The following is a 22319-nucleotide window of genomic DNA, read 5'->3' as shown; positions in this document are numbered from 1 at the left end:
CTTGTGTATGATTAAATCAATTGCTTGCGCATTGCTACTCCTATGCCTGTTACTTTCGCCCACCGTCTGGGCACAGCAACAACAGGTGTCCGGTAAGATCAACGCCACAGACGGCACACCCATTGCCGGCGCTTCCATCTCCGTAAAAGGCACTTCCCGCGGAACACTTACAGATGTTAATGGCCAGTTTAGTATCAGCGTCTCCAAAGGAGAGGTGCTGGTGTTCAGGCATATTGGCTTCTCGGAGCAGGAATATGCTGCGGATAAGGTACCTGCTACCATCCTCCTGGCGCCCAAAGCCGCCGACCTGGATGATATTGTGGTGATCGGTTACGGTACGCAGAAGAAAAGCGTTACCACCGGCGCCATTTCCCGGGTAAAGGCCTCCGACCTGGAGAATATGCCCATCAACCGGGTGGAAGATGCCCTACAGGGCAGGGCTTCCGGGGTGACCATCGCAGCCAACAGCGGCCAGCCCGGATCGGCTGCTACAGTACGGGTGCGGGGTATTACCACCCTCAATAATAATAATCCGCTGTGGGTGATTGATGGGGTAGTGGTAGACAATGGCGGCATCGGTTACCTGAACCAGTCCGACATTGAGTCTATTGAAGTATTAAAAGATGCGGCTTCCCAGGCCATCTATGGAGCACGTGCTGCGGCAGGTGTTATCCTCATTACTACCAAAAAAGGGAAGGCCGGTAAGCTCGTTGTTAATTACAATGGTTTTTATGGTGTATCGGCGCCGGCCAAAAAGCTGGACCTGCTGGATGCCACCCAATATGCGACCCTGCGTAATGAAGCGGCGGTGAATGCAGGCAAGCCTGCGCCCTATGCCAATCCTTCAGCGTTTGGTAAAGGGACCGATTGGCAGGACCTTATTTTCAACAACAGCGCCAAAAGGCATAACCATGAGCTGAGCCTTAGTGGCGGCAGTGATAAGTCGACCTTTTATCTATCGCTCGGTTACCTGGACCAGGAAGGTATTGTGGCTACGGATATTTCCCGGTATAAACGTTTGAACGTTCGCATCAACTCTACCCATAAGTTGTCCAAATGGCTGACGTTTGGCGAGAATATTGGCTATGCCCATGACAAATCCATCGGGCTGGGCAATACCAACAGTGAGTTTGGCGGCCCTTTGTCTTCCGCCATCAACCTGGACCCCATTACACCGGCTATTGTAACCGATCCTGCTGTCATTGCCGCTGCTCCTTATACCAATAAAGGCGTACGTCGTGATGCCAACGGCAATCCCTTTGGGATCTCTACTACAGTAGGCCAGGAAATGACCAACCCGCTGGCGTATATACAAACCCGTCTGGGAAATTATAGCTGGAGCGATAACATCGTAGGTAATATGTACCTCGAAGCATCGCCCATCAAGGGGCTGAAGATCCGCTCCAATTTTGGCCTGAAGCTGGCCTTCTGGGGCGATGAGGCCTTTACGCCTGTCTTCTGGTTGAACCCTACCAACAGCACTACGCAAACCAATTTCCGGAGAACGAATAACAGGCGTTTTGATTACAACCTGGAAAACACGATCTCCTATACCCGCAGTTTTGGCGATCACAATGCCTCCCTGATGGTGGGACAGGGTGCTTACCTGGACAACCGGACCCGGATGACCAGCGTCACCTTCTTTAATGTACCGGCCGATAATTTTGACGAAGCGTCGCAGAACTTCAAAGTGCCTGCCGATCAGCGCAACTCAGATGGTTCGGAAGGAATAGATCATATGGTTGCTTCACTCTTTGGACGGTTGACGTATGACTACCAGGAAAAATACCTGTTCCAGGCACTGGTGAGAAGAGATGGTTCTTCCCGCTTTGGTCCCAATAATAAATATGGTGTGTTCCCTTCCTTTATGGTGGGCTGGGTGGCTACCAAAGAGAACTTCTTCCCGGTGAATGCCCGCATCAACTTCCTGAAGATACGTGGTGGTTATGGCGTGGTAGGTAATGATAATATCGGCGACTTTGCCTATGTGTCTACCGTGGGCAGCGGCCGTAACTATAGCATTGGTACTTCCGGCAGCTATGCTATTGGCTATAGTCCCAACGCGCCTTCCAATCCCAACCTGAAATGGGAAGAGACCAGCAATGCCAACGTAGGTTTTGATGCGGTGGTGTTTGATAAGTTTACTGTCACCTTTGATTGGTTCAGTAAGAAAACAATAGACATCCTGCAAAACCCGCGCATTCCCGGTTATGTGGGGGCTATTGGCAACCCGGCCTCTAATATCGGCAGTGTGAAGAACAGTGGTGTGGAACTGGAGTTGGGTTATAATAACAGGTTGGGAGAACTGAAGTTCTCTGTCAATGGCAACGTATCTTATATGAAGAACGAGGTTACCTTCCTGGGTAATAATATCAAGTTCCTTTCCGGTGGCGCCAACTTCCAGTCTATGAACTTTGGTTCCATTACCCGCACACAGGTAGGAGAGCCGATCGGTTCTTTCTATGGCCTTAAGACCCTGGGCATTTTCCAAACCCAGGCCCAGGTAGATAGTTATGTAGATAAGACCGGTAAAAAGATACAGCCCAATGCTAAGCCCGGCGACTTCAGGTGGCAGGATACTGACCAGAGTGGTGTTATTGATGAGGCCGACCGTGTATTCCTGGGCAATCCCATACCTACCTGGACTTATGGATTTACCATCAATCTTGCGTATAAAGGATTTGATGCCGTGATCTTCGGACAAGGTGCTGCCGGCAATAAGATCTTCCAGGGGCTGCGCCGTCTGGATATCGGCAATGCCAACTGGCAAGCCAAAACGCTTGGCCGCTGGACAGCAGAAGGCTCTACCAATTCTTATCCCCGTCTGAATGTGGATGATCCCAATAAGAATTTTAATAACCCTTCCGACTTCTACCTCGAAGACGGTGGTTATTTCAGGTTGAAAACCTTGCAGATCGGTTATTCATTGCCTGACAATATTATCAGGAAAGCTGGTTTACAAAAAGTACGCCTGTATGTGATGAGCCAGAACCTGTTTACCATTACTAAGTACACCGGTTATGATCCTGAGATTGGCGGTGACGTATTTAGTATTGACAGGGGCATTTATCCGCAGGCACGTTCTTTAATGATGGGTATTAACCTCGGCTTTTAAACCTATTTAAACCAAGTAAAATGAAAACAAAACAAATAACATATAGTATCCTGTTGGCCGCTGGTGTGGTAACCATCTCCTGTGGCAAGAGCTGGCTGGAAGCCAAACCCCGGGGACAGTTCCTCGAAGATCAATATTACCGCAATGAATCAGAAGCGTATAATGGTCTGGTGGCGGTATATGATGTGGTGGGCTGGCAAGGCGGCGGTTATGTAACCAAGATAGGCACGATGGATTGCGCTTCGGACGATCATTATGCCGGTGGCGGCGGCCCCAATGATATTACCAATTACCAGGTAATATCCAACTATACACTTTCTCCTTCTGTGGGTCCGCAGGGAGAATTGTGGGCCAAAGGATTTTCCGGTGTATTCAGGGCCAATGTATTGTTGCAAAAGATGCCCGGCGTACCGATGGATGAAAGCCTTAAAAAACGCTTCACAGCAGAAGCTAAGTTCTTAAGGGCTTATTTCTATTTCGACCTGGTGCGTTTCTTCAAAGCCATTCCTTTGCTCACCGAACCGGTAGCGCCCGAAAAAATGTACGATGTGCTGCAGGTAGCGCCTGAAGCGGTGTATGCGCAAATAGAGAAGGATATTAAAGAAGCATTGCCTGAACTGCCTGCCACCCTTACGTTAACTACGCAGGCCGGCCGCGCTACCAAGGCGGCTGCGCAGGCTTTGCTGGGTAAGGTATACCTGTGGCAAAAGAAATATGCAGCAGCGGCTGCTGAGTTTGCCGGTGTAACCGGAACTCCGGGTGGTATGGGTCCCTATGGGCATAAATTGTTTACCACCTTTGCCGGCCTGTTCCAGTTGGCCAATGAGTTTAACAGTGAGTCTATTTTTGAGATCTCCTATACCAATACTTCAGCCGGTGGTTGGGGTTGTGTATCCTGCACAGAAGGGAATGTACTGAATATTATGACCGGCCCCCGCGGTTATAACCGCAAAGACGCTACCGCGCCTGACTATGTTTCGGGCTGGAGCTTTTTGCCCATTACGGACAACTTGTTTGATGCGATCAAGGATGACCCCCGTGTAACTGCCACCGTTGCCAACCTGAAACAACTGGAAGCCGATGGTAAGGTTACTTACCAGAAGGGACATATGAATACCGGGTATTTCCTGGAAAAGACAGCAGGCCGTGAGTCATTCAAATGGACAGGCGCCGGTAATATGGAGCTGAACTTCCCCAAGAATATGTATGATATGCGGCTGGCGGATATTTACCTGCTGGAAGCAGAAGCGCTGCTCATGAGCAATGGCGACCTTACCAGGGCGGCTGCGTTGCTCGATGCTGTGCGTGATCGCGCTTACGGCGATAACCTACACCGTGTGCCGCTGACGCTGAATAATATTAAAGGGGAAAGAAGGCTGGAACTGGCAGGTGAAGGCCATCGCTGGCTGGACCTGGTGCGCTGGGGCGATGCGCCTGCTGTACTGGGCCCAAGGGGTTTTCAGGCCGGTAAACATGAATACCTGCCGATCCCTATACTGGAATTAGAGAATACGAAGATTGAACAAATAAAAGAGTGGGGCGGTACGAAGTAAATTTTTTCACACAGGCAGTTAGCGTTATTGATAGATAACGCTTCGCGTTTCGCAAGCAATCACTTGAAAGTGGAACACATTTACCTTTCCAGGTTGAATGCTTCCACTTTTTTTCCTTCATCCTAAAAAATAAAAATCATGAGTTGTAATCTACGGAAAGCCTGGCTGCGCTTTACCTGCAGCAGCCTTTTAACGATGCTTATTGTATGCCATACTGCTACTGCGCAGCTATCCCGGCTGCGGGCAGATGGACAACGGATTGTAAATGCCGGCAACCAGGAGGTGCTCCTGAAAGGAGTGGGCCTGGGCGGCTGGCTTTTACAGGAAGGGTATATGATGAATCCCGGCTCGGGCGGCACCCAATGGTCGTTTAAGCGTATCCTGTATAACCAGGGACAAACCGATGCGCAGGTGGATGCTTTTTATCAAAGCTGGCGCGACAATTTTATTACGCAGGCTGATATTAACTGGATTGCCGACCAGGGTTTTAATTGTGTACGCATTCCTATGCACTATGAATTGTTTCTCACCGCCTCACAAAGAGCCGTGCGGAATACGGTGGCGCGTAATTCAGCGAACTACACCAATTACGTGAACTCCCTCACCACCTGGTACAACAACAACCAATTGTTCACCGATCCCAATACAGAAGGGTTCAGGACCTTGGAGAATTGCCTGAACTGGTGCGCTGCACGGAATATGTACGTAATAGTAGACCTGCATGCCGCACCGGGCGCACAGGGAACGGACGCCAATATATCCGATGCGCTGGTGGGCAATGATCTGTGGAACAGGTCCATTTACCAGGATATCACCGTACGCCTGTGGCAGGCTATTGTAAGCCGTTATATTAACAATAATACGGTGGCTTTCTGGGACCTGATCAATGAGCCCAATAATGTGCCCGGTGGCGGACAGACTATTTTTAACCTCACCAACAGGCTGGTGAATGCCATCCGCACTTTGGGCGATACGCACCTTATTATGATAGAAGGTAATGGCTTTGGAAATAACTATGACTGGATGGAACCTAATAAGTTCACCAACCAAAGCAACCTGGTGTACAATGCCCACCGCTACTGGATACCGGAAGCGGATGACAATATACGGGATGGCAACCCTAACCAGATCAACCGCCTCATTAACCTTACGGATTTTCGTAGCCGCTGGAATGTGCCGGTATGGGTAGGGGAGACCGGTGAAAATTCTGATGCCTGGCTGCGGCAGAATGTAGATAAGCTCAATGCTGCCGGTATAGGCTGGTGTCACTGGACGTATAAAAGGACCAGTTCCAGTCCCAATGCTGCGTTGCGACGGATTATAGGCCCTCCTTATCTTACCGATGGCGTTTCGGCTATGAGTGGTGTATTGAACAATATACAGTTTGCCAATACGGTCGTGAACAGCGGGCCGCTGGCAGCCGTTGATCCACGCAGGGGCAGTTCCACTACCTGTACCGGTAATTACAATGCAGTGCCCGGTACTGTACAGGCGGAAGCATTTTGCGCCATGAGCGGCATACAAACAGAAACCTGTACCGATGCCGGTGGTGGATTGGATGTTGGTTATATAGATGCCAACGACTGGCTGGGTTACCGCATCAATGTTCCTGCAGCAGGTACTTATACTATTCAATACCGGGTAGCAAGCCAGAATGGCGGTGGCAGCATACGGTTCGAGCGTTTTGGCGGTAGCACCGTATTCGGTACCATTGCTGTGCCTGCTACTGGTGGCTGGCAAACCTGGCAAACGATTTCCCATACGGTGCAGTTGCCGGCCGGCCAGCAGGAAGTGGGTATTGCTGCCCCGGCAGGCGGGTTTAATATCAACTGGTTCAGCATTACTTCCAACACTTCTTCCCCGGCGCCCATTGGGCAGGTCATTACTTTGCGTGGTACGAATAATATGTACGTATCCGGTGAGAACGGTACACAGGCCATGCGTTGCAACCGGGCCACTGTTGGCGATTGGGAAAGATTTTCTGTATTGGATGGCGGTAATGGTACGATTATGTTGCGCAGTATGAGCAAATATGTATCATCTGAAAATGGCGCGGCTGCAATTACCTGTAATCGTGCCACGCCCGGCGGCTGGGAGCGTTTTACCTGGGTAGTGAATGCGGATAATACCATTTCCCTGCGCGGCAATAATAATATGTACGTCAGTTCTGAAAATGGTACACAGGCTATGACCTGTAACCGTGCTACCATCAGTGGCTGGGAAGTCTTTAACTGGACTTCCGTAGGTACGGTTACCAATGCAGGTGGCGTTGCTCTACATGGAGAGTTGACAGATGGTGAAAGCGAGGTAGCTGCACTACAGGTATTTCCCAATCCTTCGCGCGGCGGCGTTGCGATCAAATCACTGACGCCGGGCAAGGTGGCAATCTTTGATGTAGCCGGCCGTACAGTATATCAATCTGCCATTAAGTCATCATTACAGGTGAATAACCTGAAGCCGGGCGTATACACGGTACGGGTGACGGGTGATGATCAACAAACGGCGACAAGAAAGTTGGTGATACAGCAGTAAACCGCAGCGTCCTCCCGCAGAGCAGGACAGGCTCTGTGGGAGTTCCCTCTTTGCACCAACAGTATAAACAATTAGAATTACTTTTGAGCTTTATTCCATTATTCGTGTTGTAATGTCAGACAACCAGGCTCATTTATCATTCTATCTAAAGCAGAGATCCAGACTACATGGATTGGCGTATAAAATGACCGAAAGCGCAAGTGATGCTGAGGATGTTTTAAACGATGTATACATCTCTTTTTCGCGGCAGCCTTTTGACCAGATAAGGGATCCCGAAAGATACCTGGTCCGTTCAGTGGTTCATGGATGCTTCGCTATACTTGATAAAAGAAAGAATGTTGTGTATCCGGGGATCAATCTTCCCGAACCATTGGCCTATGAACGTTTTCCGGATCTGCAAAAAAATGATATTTCCTATGCATTGTTGGTGTTGCTTCAGAAACTTAATGCTGTGGAAAGAGCTGTTTTTTTATTGCGCGAAAGTTTTGACTACGACTACGATGAAGTAGCGTCCCTGGTTGGTATCAGTGAGGCCAATTGCAGGCAACAATTACACCGGGCTAAAGAAAAGCTGAAAACCGGCAAAGTAAAATATAGCCCCACTAATCTGGAAAAGGAAGAAATGATCAGGGCATTTATTATGGCATGTTTAAACGGCGATGTCAGACAGTTGGAAACCTATCTGTCAAAAGAGGTCACCCTCTTTATGGACGGTGGTGGCAAAGCATCTACAGCAACCAGACCCATCTCTGGGCTGGATAATGTAATGCTATATCTGACAAGGGGCGCCCTTAAATTTGGCGGGAACTTGTCATATACGATAAAAGAAGTGAATATGGAAACCGGGGTTCTGTTTGAGAACACACTGACAGCCGATCTTGATACAGTCCTGATACCAGTTTTTGATCAGAATAACCAGATCACTCAGTTGTTCGGCATCAGAAACCCCGATAAAATGAAATACCTTACCTGATATCGCTATCCTTTGCCAAAGTATTTCTCTATAAACGCCCGTTCTTTTGGAGGCGTCTCCCGCCATTGAAAGAAGTTCGTATATCCTGCAACGATAAGCATTGAGACCAGTATACCGGTTCCTCCTATCAGCCAGGAACTCCACTTCGACCTGGTTTTCAAATAATGTATGGATGCTACATGCAGACTTATAGCACAAACATCCAGAAAGTAATAGGGTATGAAGAACAATCTGGCAGGATGCATATTGAACCCTGCAGCCGTATAATGGAAATTGGTATCCAGATGCTCAATCTGCCTGCTGGCTATGACAGCACCTACATGACCTATCAGGAAAAGCGAAAGATAAAGCCCTGAATATATCTGTATTTTTTCTGCCAATATCTTTGGCTTCCGGTTAAATAATAATTTGACACCCGATACAACCTGGACCAGCACCACCAAAACCAATACGGTCTCAATCACCGGATGCCGGTATACTTTTCTGAATTTCTCCATCAGCGCCATGTGCGCTTCCGGCCCAGCGAATGAGAACAAATGATTAAGCAGGTGAATACCAATAAATAGGGAAAGGGTGATGCCGGAAAAATAGTGTAGTGTTTTAACCGTCTGCCGATTGCTTTCTTTTGTCATGAAATATGCTTTTGCAGGATAGAGTGCATTAGCGGGATTTTGTGACAAAAATTTTTATTAAATTATAAAAGCAAAAGAGGGTGCCTCTTTATTTTTGAGACACCCTCTTTGCTATTTATTTATTCATTATTGTTTTACAATTCTAAGAACTCTTCTTCCCTGGGGTGTTGCCAGCACCAGGTAATAGAAGCCAGGTTTGAGGCCAGGTTTTGATATGCGGACAGAAGCGCCGGCCGGTAATGTTTTATACTCCCAGGTTTGCAGGATGGTACCACTCATGTCTACCAATTGCAGTTTGGCTTTATCAAGCTGCGTTTCCACTTGTACAGTGATATCTGAGATAAATGGATTGGGACCTGCTTTGATGGCCAATGGGGAAGCCTGCCTGTCCGGATTGGGTGTTTCTCCCGGCATCAGGTTGTACAGGATGTAAAGACCTCCTGTAGAAGTGTACAGGTTAGATAACCTGTTGGCGGTAACAAGATCAGGCTTGCCGTCTCCATTCAGGTCTCCTGCCAATACAGCCAGCGGTTCGGTGCCTGTTGCATAGCTGACGCCGGAGGCCAGTGTGATCGTGCCGCTGGTAGAGATGTTCCTGAATATAGAAACTTTGGAATTATAGGTTCCATTGGCGGCAATCACCTCAGGCTTGCTGTCGCCATTGATATCTGTAATGGTCATGGCGTAGGCTTCATACTCCAACGGATATTCACCACTGAGCGTGAAGGACATATCGCCTCCGGTAGAACTGTTGTTCTTAAATACCGAGAAGGCTGTGCGGGAGTTTTGTTTCAATTTGGATACCACGATGTCAGGAAGGCCATCTGCATCCAGGTCACCCGCTGCGCAGGCGATTGAGTAGCCATCCAGTGCAAGCGGATAGGCCGCAGCAAAGGAAATGGTACTGGTGGAGGTGTTTTTATACACAGCGGCCTGCAGACCATTGTAGTCGGTTACCACCAGTTCTGGTTTACCATCTGCATTGAGGTCGGCTGCAACAATATCCTGGGGATTTTCTCCTGCTAAGGCAGGGCCTGTCAGGGTACTGAAGCTGGTACCTTGGTTAGTGCTGGTATTGCGTAATAATATGATGTTGGGCGAGTAGATAGGCGCCAGGGCTATATCTGGTCTGGCATCGCCGTCAAAATCTCCCACGGCCAACCGGGAATCGTCTACCACATCCGTTGCAAAGCTGAGCTTACTAAAGGAGATCGTACTACCGGTAGAGGTGTTCAGTAAGATATATACCGTTCCACCTGCACCACCTGTCACCAGGTCCAGTTTCCTATCCGCATTGAAGTCGGCTACCAGGATGGCCGGGCCGCCGGTTGAATTGATCTGGATGGGTGAGGACCAGGAGGGAGTTTCGACCGTGCCATTGTTGGTGAAAACATACACTGCGCCGTTTGCATTAGCGGCGAGGTCTGATTTGCCATCTCCGTTAAAGTCGCCGATAGCAACTCCTTCTATAGAAACCGTAGAAAAGTTATTGATCTTCAGGTGAACCCTTGCTGAAAAGGAGGTAGAGTCCAGTGTTGCGCTCCCGCCAAATGCCAGGATGAAAGGCGTGCTGCTATAAGCAGTAGCGCCATAACAGGTAACAGACATCGGCGCCCAGGTAGCTCCTGCCGGTACCAGTACGGTGAGACTGGTAGGGGTGGCACTGGTGACGGTGGCTTTAGCAGCGCCAAACCAAACGGTATTGCTATCAGGGTTTGTACTGAAACCAATGCCCGTGATGGTCACTGCTGAGCCGGCCGGACCAAAAGCCGGTGAGAAGGAGGTGATGGACGGTTTAGCAAAAGTAAATCCGTTAATGCTGGTTTGCATGACAGGCGTGGTAATGGTTACCAGGCCGTCTGAGCCTTCTCCTGTAACAGCCAGGATGGTATCTGATGATACAACTGTGTAGGAAGCTGCCGGCGTATTACCAAAATACACACCGGTTATATTGCTAAAGTTATAGCCGGTAAGCGTTACGACGGTGCCGGGACCACCCGTTGTTGGCGTTATGTTTTCAAGGACCGGCGCTCCTATTTGGTTTTTCAGGATAGAAATAGAAGTACCGGGCCTGTTGGTAGTACTGATGTCGGGCTTGCCATTACCGTCGAAGTCTGCAATGGTTACTGCCAAAGGACTGGCATCAACCGTATAGTACTCAAATGCACCGAAAGTAACCGTGGTGCCATTAAAAGTATTCTTGTAAACGGATACCGCGTTGGTGTTTTTGTTGGCTACAGCAATATCGGGTTTGGTATCTCCATTAAAATCTTCCAACACCAGGTCTACCGGGTCTTTCAGGGCGCCCAGTTCATATATGGACGATAAAGTAAAGCCGCCGGCTGTGAATGAGCTGGTTAATACGCCTACTTTATACAGGCTGCTGCTGGTTACATAAGAAATCACCAGATCGGGCAAACCATCATTGTTAACATCTCCTGAAGTCATGCTCCTGTTGGTAGTGCCGGCAGTATACACCTGTTCGGCGTCAAACTGGAAATTGCCAGGCGTACTGTTGTTGACGAATGTGCTGATACCAAGATTGGTCAGTATGACAATGTCGGTATTTGTGTCATTGCTAAATCTGCCTGCTACGATCCTGAGGCTGACAGCACTATTCTGAAGCGGAAAGTGTTGGACCGCTGCATAAGCGAAGCTGCCGTTAACACCTGTATTCCTTACTATTGAAAAAGAGGAGTTCAATTCATTAACGCCTATAATGTCGGGTTTTCCGTCGCCATCAATATCTGTTATGGCCAGGGCGGCAGGAGAATATCCCGGGTAGGAGACTGTATTGTCTACTGTAAAAGAGATCGTGCCGGGCGTACTGGTATTTCTGAATACGACCAAAGGATTGGTAGTGTTCCCGTGTTTGATCGCAACGATATCAGTTTTCCCGTCACCATTGATATCTGCGGCAGAAAGCCATTTTACGGAGCCTGATCCTGATTGGGTGCCAGCCTGGAAAGAGATATTATCTCCTACACTGGTATTCCTGAATGTGAGCAGGGTTGCCGTAGTGGTACCGGTAACAAGGTCGGTTTTTCCATCACCGTCAAAATCGGCAGTTACGGTAGCGCCGCTGGTATTGGGGGCATCGACATCCGCAAGCCTGCCAAAGGAGGTGCTGTTGATAATGTCTTCGCCGGGGAAGGTAACCTTAAAAGGAACGGTGCTCTGCGTGGTCAGGTAATTGGTGGTCAACCGGAGGTTCCGGTAGATGGCGCCTGCGGGCACCTGGGCAGTAATCGTATTGGCATTGGCGTCTGTAATCGTAGCCTGCACCGGGCCGAAGAATAATTTGTTATCGGCGATGGTGCTGCCAAAATCTGTACCTGTGATGGTAACAGTGCTGCCTAAAGGGCCGCTGCCCGGGCTTACCGAGCTAATCACCGGCGCCTGGGCATTGGCAAAGCCTGCCCATAAAATGAAGCCTGCCGGCAACAACAATAATTTAACGGAAAAGGGCAGGAGTCGGGTAAAAGGATTGTAGAGGTTTGTCATAACCAGAAATGGATTTGGATTAGGAAACATCAAATTAGTGCCGCTGACAAAGACAACCTTACATGATTATTTCATCAATGGCTAACGAAAATGATATTTGATAAATGTTTATTGTGTATATGTGTTTAGCTATAAAGTGGCCCTAACGGATCCCCCTACAAGATCCGTTTAAAGTATTGCACTGGATTGCCCAAAGGGGTTTTCCGGTAAATACTGCCGGCTATTAAACGATGATCATATAAAAGATATTTTACGGGCAAGCAAGAAAAGACCCCGCGATAGGCTATATAGTTGCTGCACAAAGGGTAGGCGAGGGGAGCCGGAAAGGGTGTGGGGTGCTCTGAAATAGTACTAAGATAGTACTGGGATAGCTCTATGCACAGTACTATCTCAGAGCATTCTCTGACCACTACCAGGCAACTCCACTACCAATCTTTCCCAATCCGGGACAATTCGCTTACCTGTTAGTGCGGGAAAAGAACGGCTTCGCGTTAAAGGCAATTACGGGGCGTTTACGGCTTGTTGATGTTGAGTGGCGGCTCATTTATTGGTAGAATGGCGATCGGGGCGTAGTGGGGCTGTAATGCGCTTTAATCGTATATTGGTTTAATAGGGTCCTGCTGTAGCCCTGATATGGCTTTATCATGAACTTACCCTGGGCTTACCTTCGGCTTACCCTGGACTTCCTATGGACCCTATATGACTGTCATATGGCCTCCATATGGGCTTGATATGGGAACCATATGGGAATGATATGGGAACTATATGGGAAACATATGGGTGACAACTACTGACACTACGATTAAAATGTTCAAAAACGACTATATTTTTACCGCAGGGATAGCTATTTTGTGAAAACAACCCAACCATGAAACTGAATACCGTTTTACTATCAGGACTTGTTGCGATCTTATTGAGCTGCCCTGCAGCCGCACAAACCGCGAAAAAAGAAATCCACAATAAGGAGTTTAACTGGACGATTGTTATTCCCGAAGGTTTTGAATCTGTAACAGCAGAAGAATGGGCCAGGCTGGAGAATAAAGGCGCAGATGCTATTGAAAAGACCTATGGCGAAAAAGTTGAGAACAGGGCCAAAACCATTTTTGTTTTCAGAAGCAACCGGCTTCATTACCTGGAATCTAATTACCAGTCTTATGACGTGAAGGAAGACGGTGACTATCCCGAAAGCGTGAAAAATGTGAATGATATTCTCTACGGAACATTTGAGGCGCAATTGCCCAATGCCAAGCTTGATTCTGCTTTCTCTACCGAAGTGATCAGCGGACTGACATTCCAACGATTTAAGATCGCTATTACACTTCCCAATAAGATGGTACTGAATGTTTGGATGTACAGCCGGCTTTTTGGCAAAAAAGATTTCTCCATCAATATTATGGCTGTAGACAAGGAGAAGGAGCGATTGTTGCTGGAGGCGTGGAGGAATTCAAAGTTTGGAAAACAATAAAAGCCAGCGGCTGCTTCTCTGCAGGATCGTTTTATGGAATTTCTTTCTTTGCTGCATCCTTCAAAATAAAGACATGAAGAAGCATCTTATCTCCCTGTCAGTAGTGCTGCTGCTTTTAACGGTAAAAGCCTGGTCGTGCAGTTGTAATTATCAAGGCCCCTTTTTACAGATGGCGCCTGCAACCCCATTGGTGGCCCTTGTTAAAGTGACGAAGTATTTAACTTTTCAAGACATATATGCAGTAAAAACGCCTATGTCAATGCAAGTGGAGATCATAGAAGTTTATAAGGGGAGCGAGAACAGGAAAAAGATAATAGTGTGGGGAGACCCGGGTAATTTGTGCAGACCCTATCTTTCTGCATTCAAAGAAGACCAGTATTATGTCATTGCCTTTTCTCCGGGCAGGACCAAGGGTGGGCACCAAAATGAGCTGGCCACAGATTACACGATCAGCAGTTGCGGCGCCTACTGGCTGACAGTGGACTTTGCGCAAAAAACAGCTTCAGGCGATATTGACAGTAAGGACCGGCAATCACAAACATGGAGTTTGTCAGCACTGAAATCCAGGTTTGATCCAAGTGTGAATGATAAAGCCAATTGAATAATACTACCTCAGGCTTTACTACACTGGTTATGTAATCCGTTTGTTATGCATAGTTCTCTTGAGCAGAGCTTTGACCAGCTTTTGTTCCGGCTTCCTTGCAAATGCCGGTGATTGCAGGTATCTTTCGGCCTTAGCCACCTTCAAAAATATCCTATATGAGTTTTATCAAAAGACTATTTGGGAAGAAGGACTCTGAAAAACCAGCAAAGGAAAACCCGACTGTGCCCTATGATACCGTCCTGGAGCGACAGGGGTATATTAATCTTGGCCGGAGTATTTTCCCTTTGGTCAGGAATAAAAATGAGTCAAAGTTTACCCTGCAGATGCCTGCAGGCAGTGAGCTGTGTACAAAGCCGATTGCAGGCGACCTGCTGGTGGTATATGTAATAGATGCTGATAAGGAATTTCAATATATTAATTACGGGATGGTTGAAAAATACCGGCTCAGTTTTGAAGACCTTGAAAAGGCCGGGCTGAGGAACTTATTTGGTAAGACTGAGGGTAATTTGCAGATACAGACCATTCAGACCAGCAATGAAAACAACCCGGATGGTTTGCCCTTCTTCCGGATTATCCTTGATGGAACCTATGATGTGAGCCTGCTGGCGGGGGCCAACTTCCTGGATAAGATGAAAGATGTAGCCAAAGATGATGTCATTGCCTTTGCGGCGCCGAGAAAAGACGTGCTACTATTATCGCCTGTGTCGAACAGGATGACCCTGAGCCAGATGGGCCTTACGGCAGGTACTTTGTATATCAATGCTATTAATGATGATAACAATACTGCTTTATCCAACCAGATCCTGATCAGGAGAAATGGCCAGTGGACTGCTCATGAAAATACTGCAGATGAGTTTTATTTGAAGATTACGGAATTGTAAATAATGGCACATTGGTGAAGCTGATTGATCCTGAAGTTAAAAAACGGACTAATTAATGCAGATGGTATTCTCAAGGAAAATATTGCAAACCCTGTTGTTTTATGCAGTATCTTTTACTGGTTTTTATCTTATTTCAATAGTAGATAAGGGTGGCCCTTGCGTACCACCACTTTGGATAATGTTGGGCTTTTTTATATTCTTCCCCGTTTGCCTCTTTCTTTTTGCCTGGAATTTTTTCCAAACTGTCAGAAAAGGAAAGGAGTATTTACTTTCTGCCATTGTTCATGGACTTGTTATTGCATCCTTATGTGTGGGGATAGCGATAGGATAAGATCTTCTTGTACAAACACCGATCTTTTAATAATCTATTGATCTTTCTTAATAATTTTGAGGAAATGAAACATTATGACCAGATAGCTACGGTCTGGACAAAGTAAATTATATGGAGAAGCAGATACCTACTTTATACGAATGGGCCGGTGGTCTGGAAAAGTTTGAACAGCTTACAGAACTGTTTTACGCTAAAGTACAGGCAGATGAAAAGTTATCGGAAGTATTCAGGCATATGTCGCCGGCTCATGCAAAGCATGTGGCGCATTTTATAGCAGAGGTATTTGGCGGCGGCAAATTGTATACAGAAGGAGATGGCGGTAGCCATGCCCGGATGGTACAACATCATATTGGCAAAATGCTGACAGAAGAGCTGAGAAAACGCTGGCTGCACCTGTTGCTGGAAACAGCAGATGAAATGGGCCTGGCGGCTGATCCTGAATTCAGGTCGGCCTTTGTAGGCTACCTGGAGTGGGGGAGTAGGCTGGCCGTGATCAATTCCCAATTGCCAGAAAACCCTGTAGGCCAACAGGAGCCCATGCCCAAATGGGGCTGGGGTGAAACCGGCGGGCCGTATATGCCGGGGTAATTTATGGTAGATTAAGTAATATTGAACCATAAATTTGCCTATGAATCTTTCATTGTATACAAAATATTGGCAGGATTCAGGAAAAAACTATTGCTATGAAGGTGCTCCTGGCTATTATAGCCTTCATTAACGGCGGCTTTATGCTGCTCGACGGCATTGTTGTAATGCTCAAAGGAAAATACATTGGCCCTGAAAAGCCTGGTCCCTGGGCTAATCTTTTCTATAAGCTGGATGTGAATGTATTTAAACTAGGTCCCTTATTTGTGGCGTATGGCCTTGTGTGGCTGATATTCCTGTACGGGGTATTCACCAGCCAGGCATGGGCGTATAAGTTGGGATTGGTTATCTCCCTATTGACACTTTGGTACTTGCCTGTGGGCACACTTTTATCCCTTATTGTTTTGATTGTATTGCTGCTGGCACGGCAAAAAACAGGGTTATAGCAGCCGCTTTTACTTTTCTAAAATAATGAGTATGTTTGAGGGTTCACTTATCCTGAAACGCTATTCCGTTTACTATGAAAAACCTGTTGTTATTTGTTTTGAATGTTTTTATCGTTTTGACCACCCTGGGTCAAAATATTGATAAGCAAGCTGAATATTATTTCTCTTCTGCCTTCCTTAACCAGCCGGCATTTGTAAGTAAAGCTATTGCAGATGATAGCGCGCGCATGGGTGTTTTCATTGTAACAGAAATTATTGTGGATACGCTGAATAAGCATGAGTTGATTAAACTACCTCCCCCAAAGGATCCTATTGATCATTCAGTTATTAAAGTGGATGGCAGGGAAGTAGGGACAGTGGTAGCTCATCCAGGCTATTCCGGTAACAGCCGGCCTGAATATGATATGATGAGTGGGATGGCCGCAGTACACGGGGATACCTGTTTGCTGACGGCAGTTTCCAGAACACCTTACTTTCCAAAATCCATGTTGTGTGGCTTCAGGGCCATGATAAGGCAAGCGGGTATTGTAAGTACCAAATTTTATGAGGAAGCGCTTGATTCGGCCGCTATTTACCGGAGTACTGCGTCTTTCAAAAAAATATCCAGGATAGAGGTCAATGCCTCCCTTTCCAATTGTTTTTTCAGCAAATGGCCTACAAGCAAAACCGGTCCCGTTTATGGCGGAGCAGTGATGATCACCGATGCTTTTTATGCACAGGATAATAATTTTACCAGTAAGTATATCCTGAAGCGCTATACCATCTCTTTGGTTTTCCGTTCTCCTGTACAGGTGATTAAATAAGTGCAGCATCCGTTGTATAAAAACGGATGCCGGACTCTTATTTCTTCACTTTCTCTACCTCCTTTACTGTAATGGGCTTGCCTTTATTGCCCCAGTTATTGAGGATGTAGGTAGTCACATCGGCTACTTCTTCATCACTGATGTTGGGAGATGGCATAGGAGTGGTGTACTCAACACCATTAACCTTGATAGGATCAGTTAATCCATATTTAATGGCATAGATCGCTTTGGCCGGCGTCTTCAGCAGGTAATCGGATTTAACAAGTGGTGGAATGGCGCCGGGCATGCCTTTGCCATCGGCCAGGTGACAGGTGATGCACAGCTCTTCATAGATGGCCTTACCGCGGGCTTTGCTCTCTTCCAGTTTTTTGTCCTGCACAGGCGCCCATGCCAGCGTCGCTATGACAACCAGCATGGACCCTGCAATGGTTATTTGTTTTGCAAACATGCTATGCGTAGTTATTGTACAGGTATGAGTTTAACAATTTTACCCCCATCTACTGCTACATAGATAAAACCTTCAGGACTTTGCTCTACGTTGCGTACACGGCCAATGCCTTTCAGCAGCGGTTCCTGGTGGGTTACTTTGTTGTCTTTTATCTCGAGGCGTTCCAGGTATTCAAATTTCATTCCGCATACGAGCAGGTTGTTTTTCCAGGCAGGATATTTATCGCCTTTGATGAATACGAGGTTACTGGTAGCAATAGAAGGACGCCAGAAGATAACGGGCTGTTCCATACCTGCTTTCACTGAATCGGCAGAGATGGGCTTACCGTTATAATCAATACCATAAGTAATGGCAGGCCAGCCATAGTTCTTGCCTTTGCCAATGATGTTGAGCTCGTCGCCACCCATCGGACCATGTTCTGTTTCCCATATTTCACCGGTAACCGGGTTCAATGCCAGTCCCTGTGGGTTGCGATGTCCCCAGGAATATACCGCCGGACTTATTACTTTGGGTGTGTTGATATACGGATTGTCGGCAGGAATGCTGCCATCATCTTTAATACGGTAAACTTTTCCGTTGATGGTTTCCAGCGACTGGGCTTTTTCTTTTTCCCCTCTTTCTCCAATAGAAAAGTAGAGGTAACCGTCTTTTCCAAATTCAAGTCTGCCGCCAAAGTGTACACCGCCGCGGCTGAAGGGGGCACCTTTGAACAGGACCTGCTGATCGGTCAGGGTATTGTTTTTCAGTTTAGCGCGCATCACATAGGTGATACCTCCTGTGGGCTTTTCTGCATTGTCGGGCGCTGCATAGGAAATATAGATCCAGCCATTGTTCTTATAGTCAGGGTGCAATTCAAGGTCGAACAAACCGCCCTGTCCGCGATGGTATACAACGGGTACGCCCTGTACAGGTTCGGGAAGCAACTTGTTGTCGTGGATCGTCCTGATCTTGCCAGATACGTCGGTTACCAGGATATCGCCATCTGGCAGGAATTCCATACCCCAGGGTACGCCAATTCCTGTTTCAATGATTTCAGTGCGGAAGCTTGTTTTTTCTGACTGGAAGGTCTTGTCCTGGCTGAAACAATTGGAAAAAGTGCCTGCCGCCAACAGGGCGGCCATTGTCCATTGCTGTTTCGGGAGAAAGTTTGTCATATAGTTTTAAGTGTTAAAAATGGGATTGCCATCCCAGCATTCAAATATAAGTGCGTTCAACGGTTGATTGTTGCCGCTGCTGTAAATTAAGGTAAGTTGGCAGGCTAATTAACACCTTTGGGAGCATAGGCTACCGAATGCTTACCGGAAACCGGTGGTGTTGTTTGGCAGTTACTGGAAAAACAAACCCGGCAACGTAACGGAAATGACGATCCAGGCGAGCGGCGGCCCTGCTGAAGAAGCATAATTTATTTTAGCTATTGGGTGAACCGGTTCATGGTCTTCCAGTATTTGTCTTTGTAGATATTGTAGGAGATGGATAATTCACTCCGGTACTTATGGAGCAATGCCGCTGTTGTTTTTGACACATGCCTGAATTCGTGGCAGGAATAGTAAATTTTACGTGTGCCGTTGTAGGTCTGTCTTCCCAGGTTCAGGTAGCCTGCTGAATCGGGAAGCAGGGCTATCAGTTCCTCTTCAAATCCGGTCATTAAAGAATAAGTGTCATCATCCGGCATACCGCTACTATCGGCCTTATAGGTTATTTCAATGACCATCATCCAGGGGTGGGAGGCTTTAGCATCCCAATGCAATAACCGGTTGTTTACAACGGCCAGTAAGGGTAGTCCTTTGCTATCCTGGCCTTCTATGACTGCGTATTCATCATTTTCTGTGTTATACCTTTTGCCTTTGTATTTTTCTACAAATTCTTTTTCCCGCCATTGTAAAAATGCCTCTAATTTTTCCATAGGGATCAATTCCTTATCTGGCGGGCAGGCGCCGGTGATCTCTATGTTGTCAATTAATGTAACGGCATTCAATTCCCCCAATGCATTATCAAGGTAGATGAGTGCCCCATTGGCGAATATCTGCTCATCGGCTTCCTTATAATCCGGATGTACGAGCGTTATATCTATTTCATCCGGGTAATCTTCCTGTACGTTGCTGAAGAAATGAATTTTGTGCTGGTCAAATTCATATCCATCCATCCTGATGCTCATCTGGTCCAATCCAACGGTGGGTTTTAGAGCGGTAAACTTCCAGCCGGTGATAGCAGGAGCCGCTGCCACCAGTTCTTCCACAAAAACGAATGTTTTGACATCTCCTTCCGGTGTGATGATGAGCTCTGCGGTATTTTCATCACACATACCCGCTGCGCAGTAATACTGCTGGTTTAACTGCTGTAGTTGGGCCATGATCTTATTCAGAAAGTTACTTTCAATATTGTGCCTGCTTTTAACGGTTTCATAAAACGATTTTTCATGGAGCAGGAACCAGTTCCAGAAGCTATTGTTGTCAGTGATCACTGTTTTGTCTTTGGCGCCCAGCATTTTTTTCAAAAAGTTCATACAGGATGTTTAGGTATTGCTACAGGGCAAGATACAGGATTTCGGGAATGTGATGGTGTAATTACCCGGGGGGTAGTGGAAGGGGGAGTTGTAAAGTGGGCTGATAATCATTTTGTTAGAGGGTTGGCAATATGCTTTCTTCTACGCAATAAGAAATAATGAATTGTTATCTTGCATAAGTTACAGCTAACTGTTATATTAGCATTCCAACTAAACCCAATAACTATGGCTATGTTTATTATTCTCTGGCTTGCGTTTGTTGTATTCCTTATTGCTGCCCAGTGGAAAATTTATGAAAAGGCTGGTCAGCCCGGCTGGGCCTGTATCATTCCCATTTATAATATTTACATTCTGTTGAAGATTGTAGGTAAACCAGGCTGGTGGCTTATTATGATGATTATCCCGGTAGTGAATCTCATATTTGCTATCTGGGCATTAAACATGCTTTCCAAAAGCTTTGGCAAAGATGAAGGATTTACGGTGGGACTGTTGTTTCTGGGTATTGTATTTTATCCGATCCTTGGATTTGGCGATGCCCGTTATCTTGGTCCTTATGGCGATCCGGCGGCATTCCAGGCTGCACAGAATCCCCAGTTTGATTTTGAAAATAATCAACAACAGCGCTAAAGCTGCCGTTGTAAGATATGTCGTGAGTCCCGCCAGGTTGGTGGGACTTTTTTTATACCCTTTAAAACCGCTTGCCGATGGTTAAGCCTGCCTGGGGGATGGCATCGCCATTGGTGTCTGTTTGAAAGCCTCCTGCTATTCCAAAGAGAATATTGTGATTGAAGGTAAAGTAATAATGGAGCTGCAGCAGCCCGCCTGCGGCTATGGTATTCTGTTTGTTCCAGTTGTACAGGCTAAATAACACTTCCGGGATGCCCGATGTTTGTGGCGGGGTGACACTATACCCATCAGGTGAGGCAGACTGGTACCTGCCAAATGCGCCCAGGCTAAACATGACCTCATGGCGCTGGCTCCTGAGCACACTTAGTTGTGCATCTACACCCATTTGAGCGCCGGCTGTGGTAAACCGTATAGCTCCCTCTGTGCGGGTACCGGGTGTAGGACCGGGATAAGAATAGTTATCCTGCCTGTGATTGATGGTACCCCGTATATTAAGGTTTAGTGAAAACTTATAGCTCAGGTACCTGGTATAGGAGGCGCCGAATACAATGCCTTTCATATCCCCGCTGCCATGGTGACTATAACCTCCCATTAGCTGGAAGACTTCCCGCTCAAACCCATCATCGTTGGGCAGTGAGCGTTCCTCTTTCCGGGAAGTGGCAGGTTGTTGTGTATCTGGTCTGATTGCCGCAGCTGGCTTTCTGGATGAGCTATTGGACACAGGCTTCGTCAATGGAGTGGGAGCAGTGGGAGGGACAGCATTTTTGACAGCAGGTTGCTGTTTTACAGGCGATACTGTATGGGTGGTATCAATAACCGTGGCGGCTGCTTTGGGCTGACGAGTGGTTGTATTCTGCGCAGGCGTGCGACTACTGTCTATTATGACAACCGTTGTTTTTTGCGGAGGCGGCTTGATTGTAGTTGTTTGTTTAACCGGCGTAGTGGAAGGCCTGGGAGCGGGCTTACTTTGGGCAGGAGCGGTGGCAGGGCCGTTGTCAAACAGGATAATATGATTGCCTACCACTTTATGCTGTACACCTACCCGTTGCCTGAGTGTAGTTAACCATTGTGATAGTGTTTGGTGTTGTGTGGAAACGGTCAGGGTTTTTGATGGATTGACCCGGGTAGGATTGAAAGAAAACTCCACGCCGGTTTGCCGGGAAAAGACCTTTAGTAAGGAGTCGATGCGTATTGATCTTGTGGTGATCACGATTTTTTTATCGAAGGCGGTACGGCTTACCTGTGTACTAGCGGAAAGGTGGAAGCATACCGTAATGGCGATGACGAAGAGGGCAGACATGTTTATGGGTGTTTTTA

At 47.1% G+C, this 22319-nt stretch carries 17 protein-coding genes; 11 read left to right on the top strand and 6 right to left on the bottom strand.

Translation table 11 applies throughout. The features are described 5' to 3' along the window. The first annotated feature begins 7 nt into the window (after nt 1-7). The 4 genes from HB364_RS22555 (at nt 8) to HB364_RS22540 (ending at nt 8173) form a co-directional block, all read left to right on the top strand. Nucleotides 8-3115, top strand: coding sequence for a SusC/RagA family TonB-linked outer membrane protein (locus HB364_RS22555; RefSeq protein WP_167290598.1), 3108 nt, complete (start codon nt 8-10; stop codon nt 3113-3115). Nucleotides 3116-3135: 20 nt separating this feature from the next. Beyond that, nucleotides 3136-4668, top strand: coding sequence for a RagB/SusD family nutrient uptake outer membrane protein (locus tag HB364_RS22550; protein WP_167290597.1), 1533 nt, complete (start codon nt 3136-3138; stop codon nt 4666-4668). Between the two features lie 138 nt (nt 4669-4806). Beyond that, nucleotides 4807-7200, top strand: coding sequence for a carbohydrate-binding protein (locus HB364_RS22545; RefSeq protein ID WP_167290596.1), 2394 nt, complete (start codon nt 4807-4809; stop codon nt 7198-7200). A gap of 112 nt (nt 7201-7312) precedes the next feature. Then, nucleotides 7313-8173, top strand: coding sequence for a sigma-70 family RNA polymerase sigma factor (locus HB364_RS22540; RefSeq protein ID WP_167290595.1), 861 nt, complete (start codon nt 7313-7315; stop codon nt 8171-8173). Between the two features lie 5 nt (nt 8174-8178). On the opposite strand, the gene HB364_RS22535 is transcribed toward HB364_RS22540, so the two are convergent. After that, nucleotides 8179-8805, bottom strand: coding sequence for a hypothetical protein (locus tag HB364_RS22535; RefSeq protein WP_167290594.1), 627 nt, complete (start codon nt 8803-8805; stop codon nt 8179-8181). Between the two features lie 126 nt (nt 8806-8931). Further along, nucleotides 8932-12309, bottom strand: a complete 3378-nt coding sequence (locus tag HB364_RS22530; RefSeq protein ID WP_167290593.1) for an FG-GAP-like repeat-containing protein — start codon at nt 12307-12309, stop codon at nt 8932-8934. Between the two features lie 868 nt (nt 12310-13177). On the opposite strand from HB364_RS22530, the gene HB364_RS22525 reads away from it, so the two are divergent. The 6 genes from HB364_RS22525 to HB364_RS22500 all read left to right on the top strand — a co-directional run bounded on the left by HB364_RS22525 (nt 13178) and on the right by HB364_RS22500 (nt 17424). Beyond that, a complete protein-coding gene (locus tag HB364_RS22525; RefSeq protein ID WP_167290592.1) occupies nt 13178-13774 on the top strand; it encodes a hypothetical protein in 597 nt (198 codons plus the stop codon). A 73-nt stretch (nt 13775-13847) separates the two neighbouring features. Further along, nucleotides 13848-14375 (top strand): hypothetical protein, encoded by a 528-nt coding sequence (locus tag HB364_RS22520; protein WP_167290591.1) that lies wholly within the window; start codon nt 13848-13850, stop codon nt 14373-14375. Between the two features lie 158 nt (nt 14376-14533). Further along, nucleotides 14534-15259, top strand: coding sequence for a DUF1444 family protein (locus HB364_RS22515; RefSeq protein ID WP_167290590.1), 726 nt, complete (start codon nt 14534-14536; stop codon nt 15257-15259). A 442-nt stretch (nt 15260-15701) separates the two neighbouring features. Further along, the gene (locus HB364_RS22510; protein ID WP_167290589.1) at nt 15702-16178 is read left to right on the top strand and encodes a group II truncated hemoglobin; all 477 of its coding nucleotides are present in this window, start codon (nt 15702-15704) and stop codon (nt 16176-16178) included. A gap of 95 nt (nt 16179-16273) precedes the next feature. Beyond that, nucleotides 16274-16621 carry a hypothetical protein gene (locus tag HB364_RS22505; RefSeq protein ID WP_167290588.1) on the top strand — a complete coding sequence of 116 codons (348 nt, stop codon included), beginning with the start codon at nt 16274-16276 and terminating at the stop codon, nt 16619-16621. A gap of 74 nt (nt 16622-16695) precedes the next feature. Continuing rightward, nucleotides 16696-17424, top strand: a complete 729-nt coding sequence (locus HB364_RS22500; protein ID WP_167290587.1) for a hypothetical protein — start codon at nt 16696-16698, stop codon at nt 17422-17424. A 37-nt stretch (nt 17425-17461) separates the two neighbouring features. On the opposite strand, the gene HB364_RS22495 is transcribed toward HB364_RS22500, so the two are convergent. From HB364_RS22495 to HB364_RS22485, 3 genes are all read right to left on the bottom strand, one after another. Continuing rightward, nucleotides 17462-17872: a c-type cytochrome gene (locus HB364_RS22495; protein WP_208420059.1), complete on the bottom strand. Its 411-nt coding sequence runs from the start codon at nt 17870-17872 to the stop codon at nt 17462-17464. 11 nt (nt 17873-17883) lie between these two features. After that, complete coding sequence (locus HB364_RS22490; protein ID WP_167290586.1) at nt 17884-19026, bottom strand: PQQ-dependent sugar dehydrogenase; 1143 nt, start codon at nt 19024-19026, stop codon at nt 17884-17886. 257 nt (nt 19027-19283) lie between these two features. Continuing rightward, nucleotides 19284-20375 (bottom strand): DUF695 domain-containing protein, encoded by a 1092-nt coding sequence (locus HB364_RS22485; RefSeq protein WP_167290585.1) that lies wholly within the window; start codon nt 20373-20375, stop codon nt 19284-19286. A gap of 225 nt (nt 20376-20600) precedes the next feature. On the opposite strand from HB364_RS22485, the gene HB364_RS22480 reads away from it, so the two are divergent. Beyond that, nucleotides 20601-21002: a DUF5684 domain-containing protein gene (locus HB364_RS22480; RefSeq protein WP_167290584.1), complete on the top strand. Its 402-nt coding sequence runs from the start codon at nt 20601-20603 to the stop codon at nt 21000-21002. A 61-nt stretch (nt 21003-21063) separates the two neighbouring features. Here HB364_RS22480 and HB364_RS22475 read toward each other — a convergent pair whose 3' ends face one another. Next, complete coding sequence (locus tag HB364_RS22475; RefSeq protein WP_167290583.1) at nt 21064-22302, bottom strand: hypothetical protein; 1239 nt, start codon at nt 22300-22302, stop codon at nt 21064-21066. Between the last annotated feature and the right edge of the window lie 17 nt (nt 22303-22319).

This window comes from Paraflavitalea devenefica (genome assembly GCF_011759375.1).
Classification (GTDB): domain Bacteria; phylum Bacteroidota; class Bacteroidia; order Chitinophagales; family Chitinophagaceae; genus Paraflavitalea; species Paraflavitalea devenefica.
Note: the sequence above shows the minus strand (reverse complement) of the source record. Positions and strands in the feature narration are given on the sequence as shown.

Bases quoted from the DNA above. Each gene is read 5' to 3' on its own strand.
- HB364_RS22555 (WP_167290598.1), top strand. From the start codon at position 8: ATGATTAAATCAATTGCTTGCGCATTGCTACTCCTATGCCTGTTACTT.
- HB364_RS22550 (WP_167290597.1), top strand. From the start codon at position 3,136: ATGAAAACAAAACAAATAACATATAGTATCCTGTTGGCCGCTGGTGTG.
- HB364_RS22545 (WP_167290596.1), top strand. From the start codon at position 4,807: ATGAGTTGTAATCTACGGAAAGCCTGGCTGCGCTTTACCTGCAGCAGC.
- HB364_RS22540 (WP_167290595.1), top strand. From the start codon at position 7,313: ATGTCAGACAACCAGGCTCATTTATCATTCTATCTAAAGCAGAGATCC.
- HB364_RS22535 (WP_167290594.1), bottom strand. From the start codon at position 8,805: ATGACAAAAGAAAGCAATCGGCAGACGGTTAAAACACTACACTATTTT.
- HB364_RS22530 (WP_167290593.1), bottom strand. From the start codon at position 12,309: ATGACAAACCTCTACAATCCTTTTACCCGACTCCTGCCCTTTTCCGTT.
- HB364_RS22525 (WP_167290592.1), top strand. From the start codon at position 13,178: ATGAAACTGAATACCGTTTTACTATCAGGACTTGTTGCGATCTTATTG.
- HB364_RS22520 (WP_167290591.1), top strand. From the start codon at position 13,848: ATGAAGAAGCATCTTATCTCCCTGTCAGTAGTGCTGCTGCTTTTAACG.
- HB364_RS22515 (WP_167290590.1), top strand. From the start codon at position 14,534: ATGAGTTTTATCAAAAGACTATTTGGGAAGAAGGACTCTGAAAAACCA.
- HB364_RS22510 (WP_167290589.1), top strand. From the start codon at position 15,702: ATGGAGAAGCAGATACCTACTTTATACGAATGGGCCGGTGGTCTGGAA.
- HB364_RS22505 (WP_167290588.1), top strand. From the start codon at position 16,274: ATGAAGGTGCTCCTGGCTATTATAGCCTTCATTAACGGCGGCTTTATG.
- HB364_RS22500 (WP_167290587.1), top strand. From the start codon at position 16,696: ATGAAAAACCTGTTGTTATTTGTTTTGAATGTTTTTATCGTTTTGACC.
- HB364_RS22495 (WP_208420059.1), bottom strand. From the start codon at position 17,872: ATGTTTGCAAAACAAATAACCATTGCAGGGTCCATGCTGGTTGTCATA.
- HB364_RS22490 (WP_167290586.1), bottom strand. From the start codon at position 19,026: ATGACAAACTTTCTCCCGAAACAGCAATGGACAATGGCCGCCCTGTTG.
- HB364_RS22485 (WP_167290585.1), bottom strand. From the start codon at position 20,375: ATGAACTTTTTGAAAAAAATGCTGGGCGCCAAAGACAAAACAGTGATC.
- HB364_RS22480 (WP_167290584.1), top strand. From the start codon at position 20,601: ATGGCTATGTTTATTATTCTCTGGCTTGCGTTTGTTGTATTCCTTATT.
- HB364_RS22475 (WP_167290583.1), bottom strand. From the start codon at position 22,302: ATGTCTGCCCTCTTCGTCATCGCCATTACGGTATGCTTCCACCTTTCC.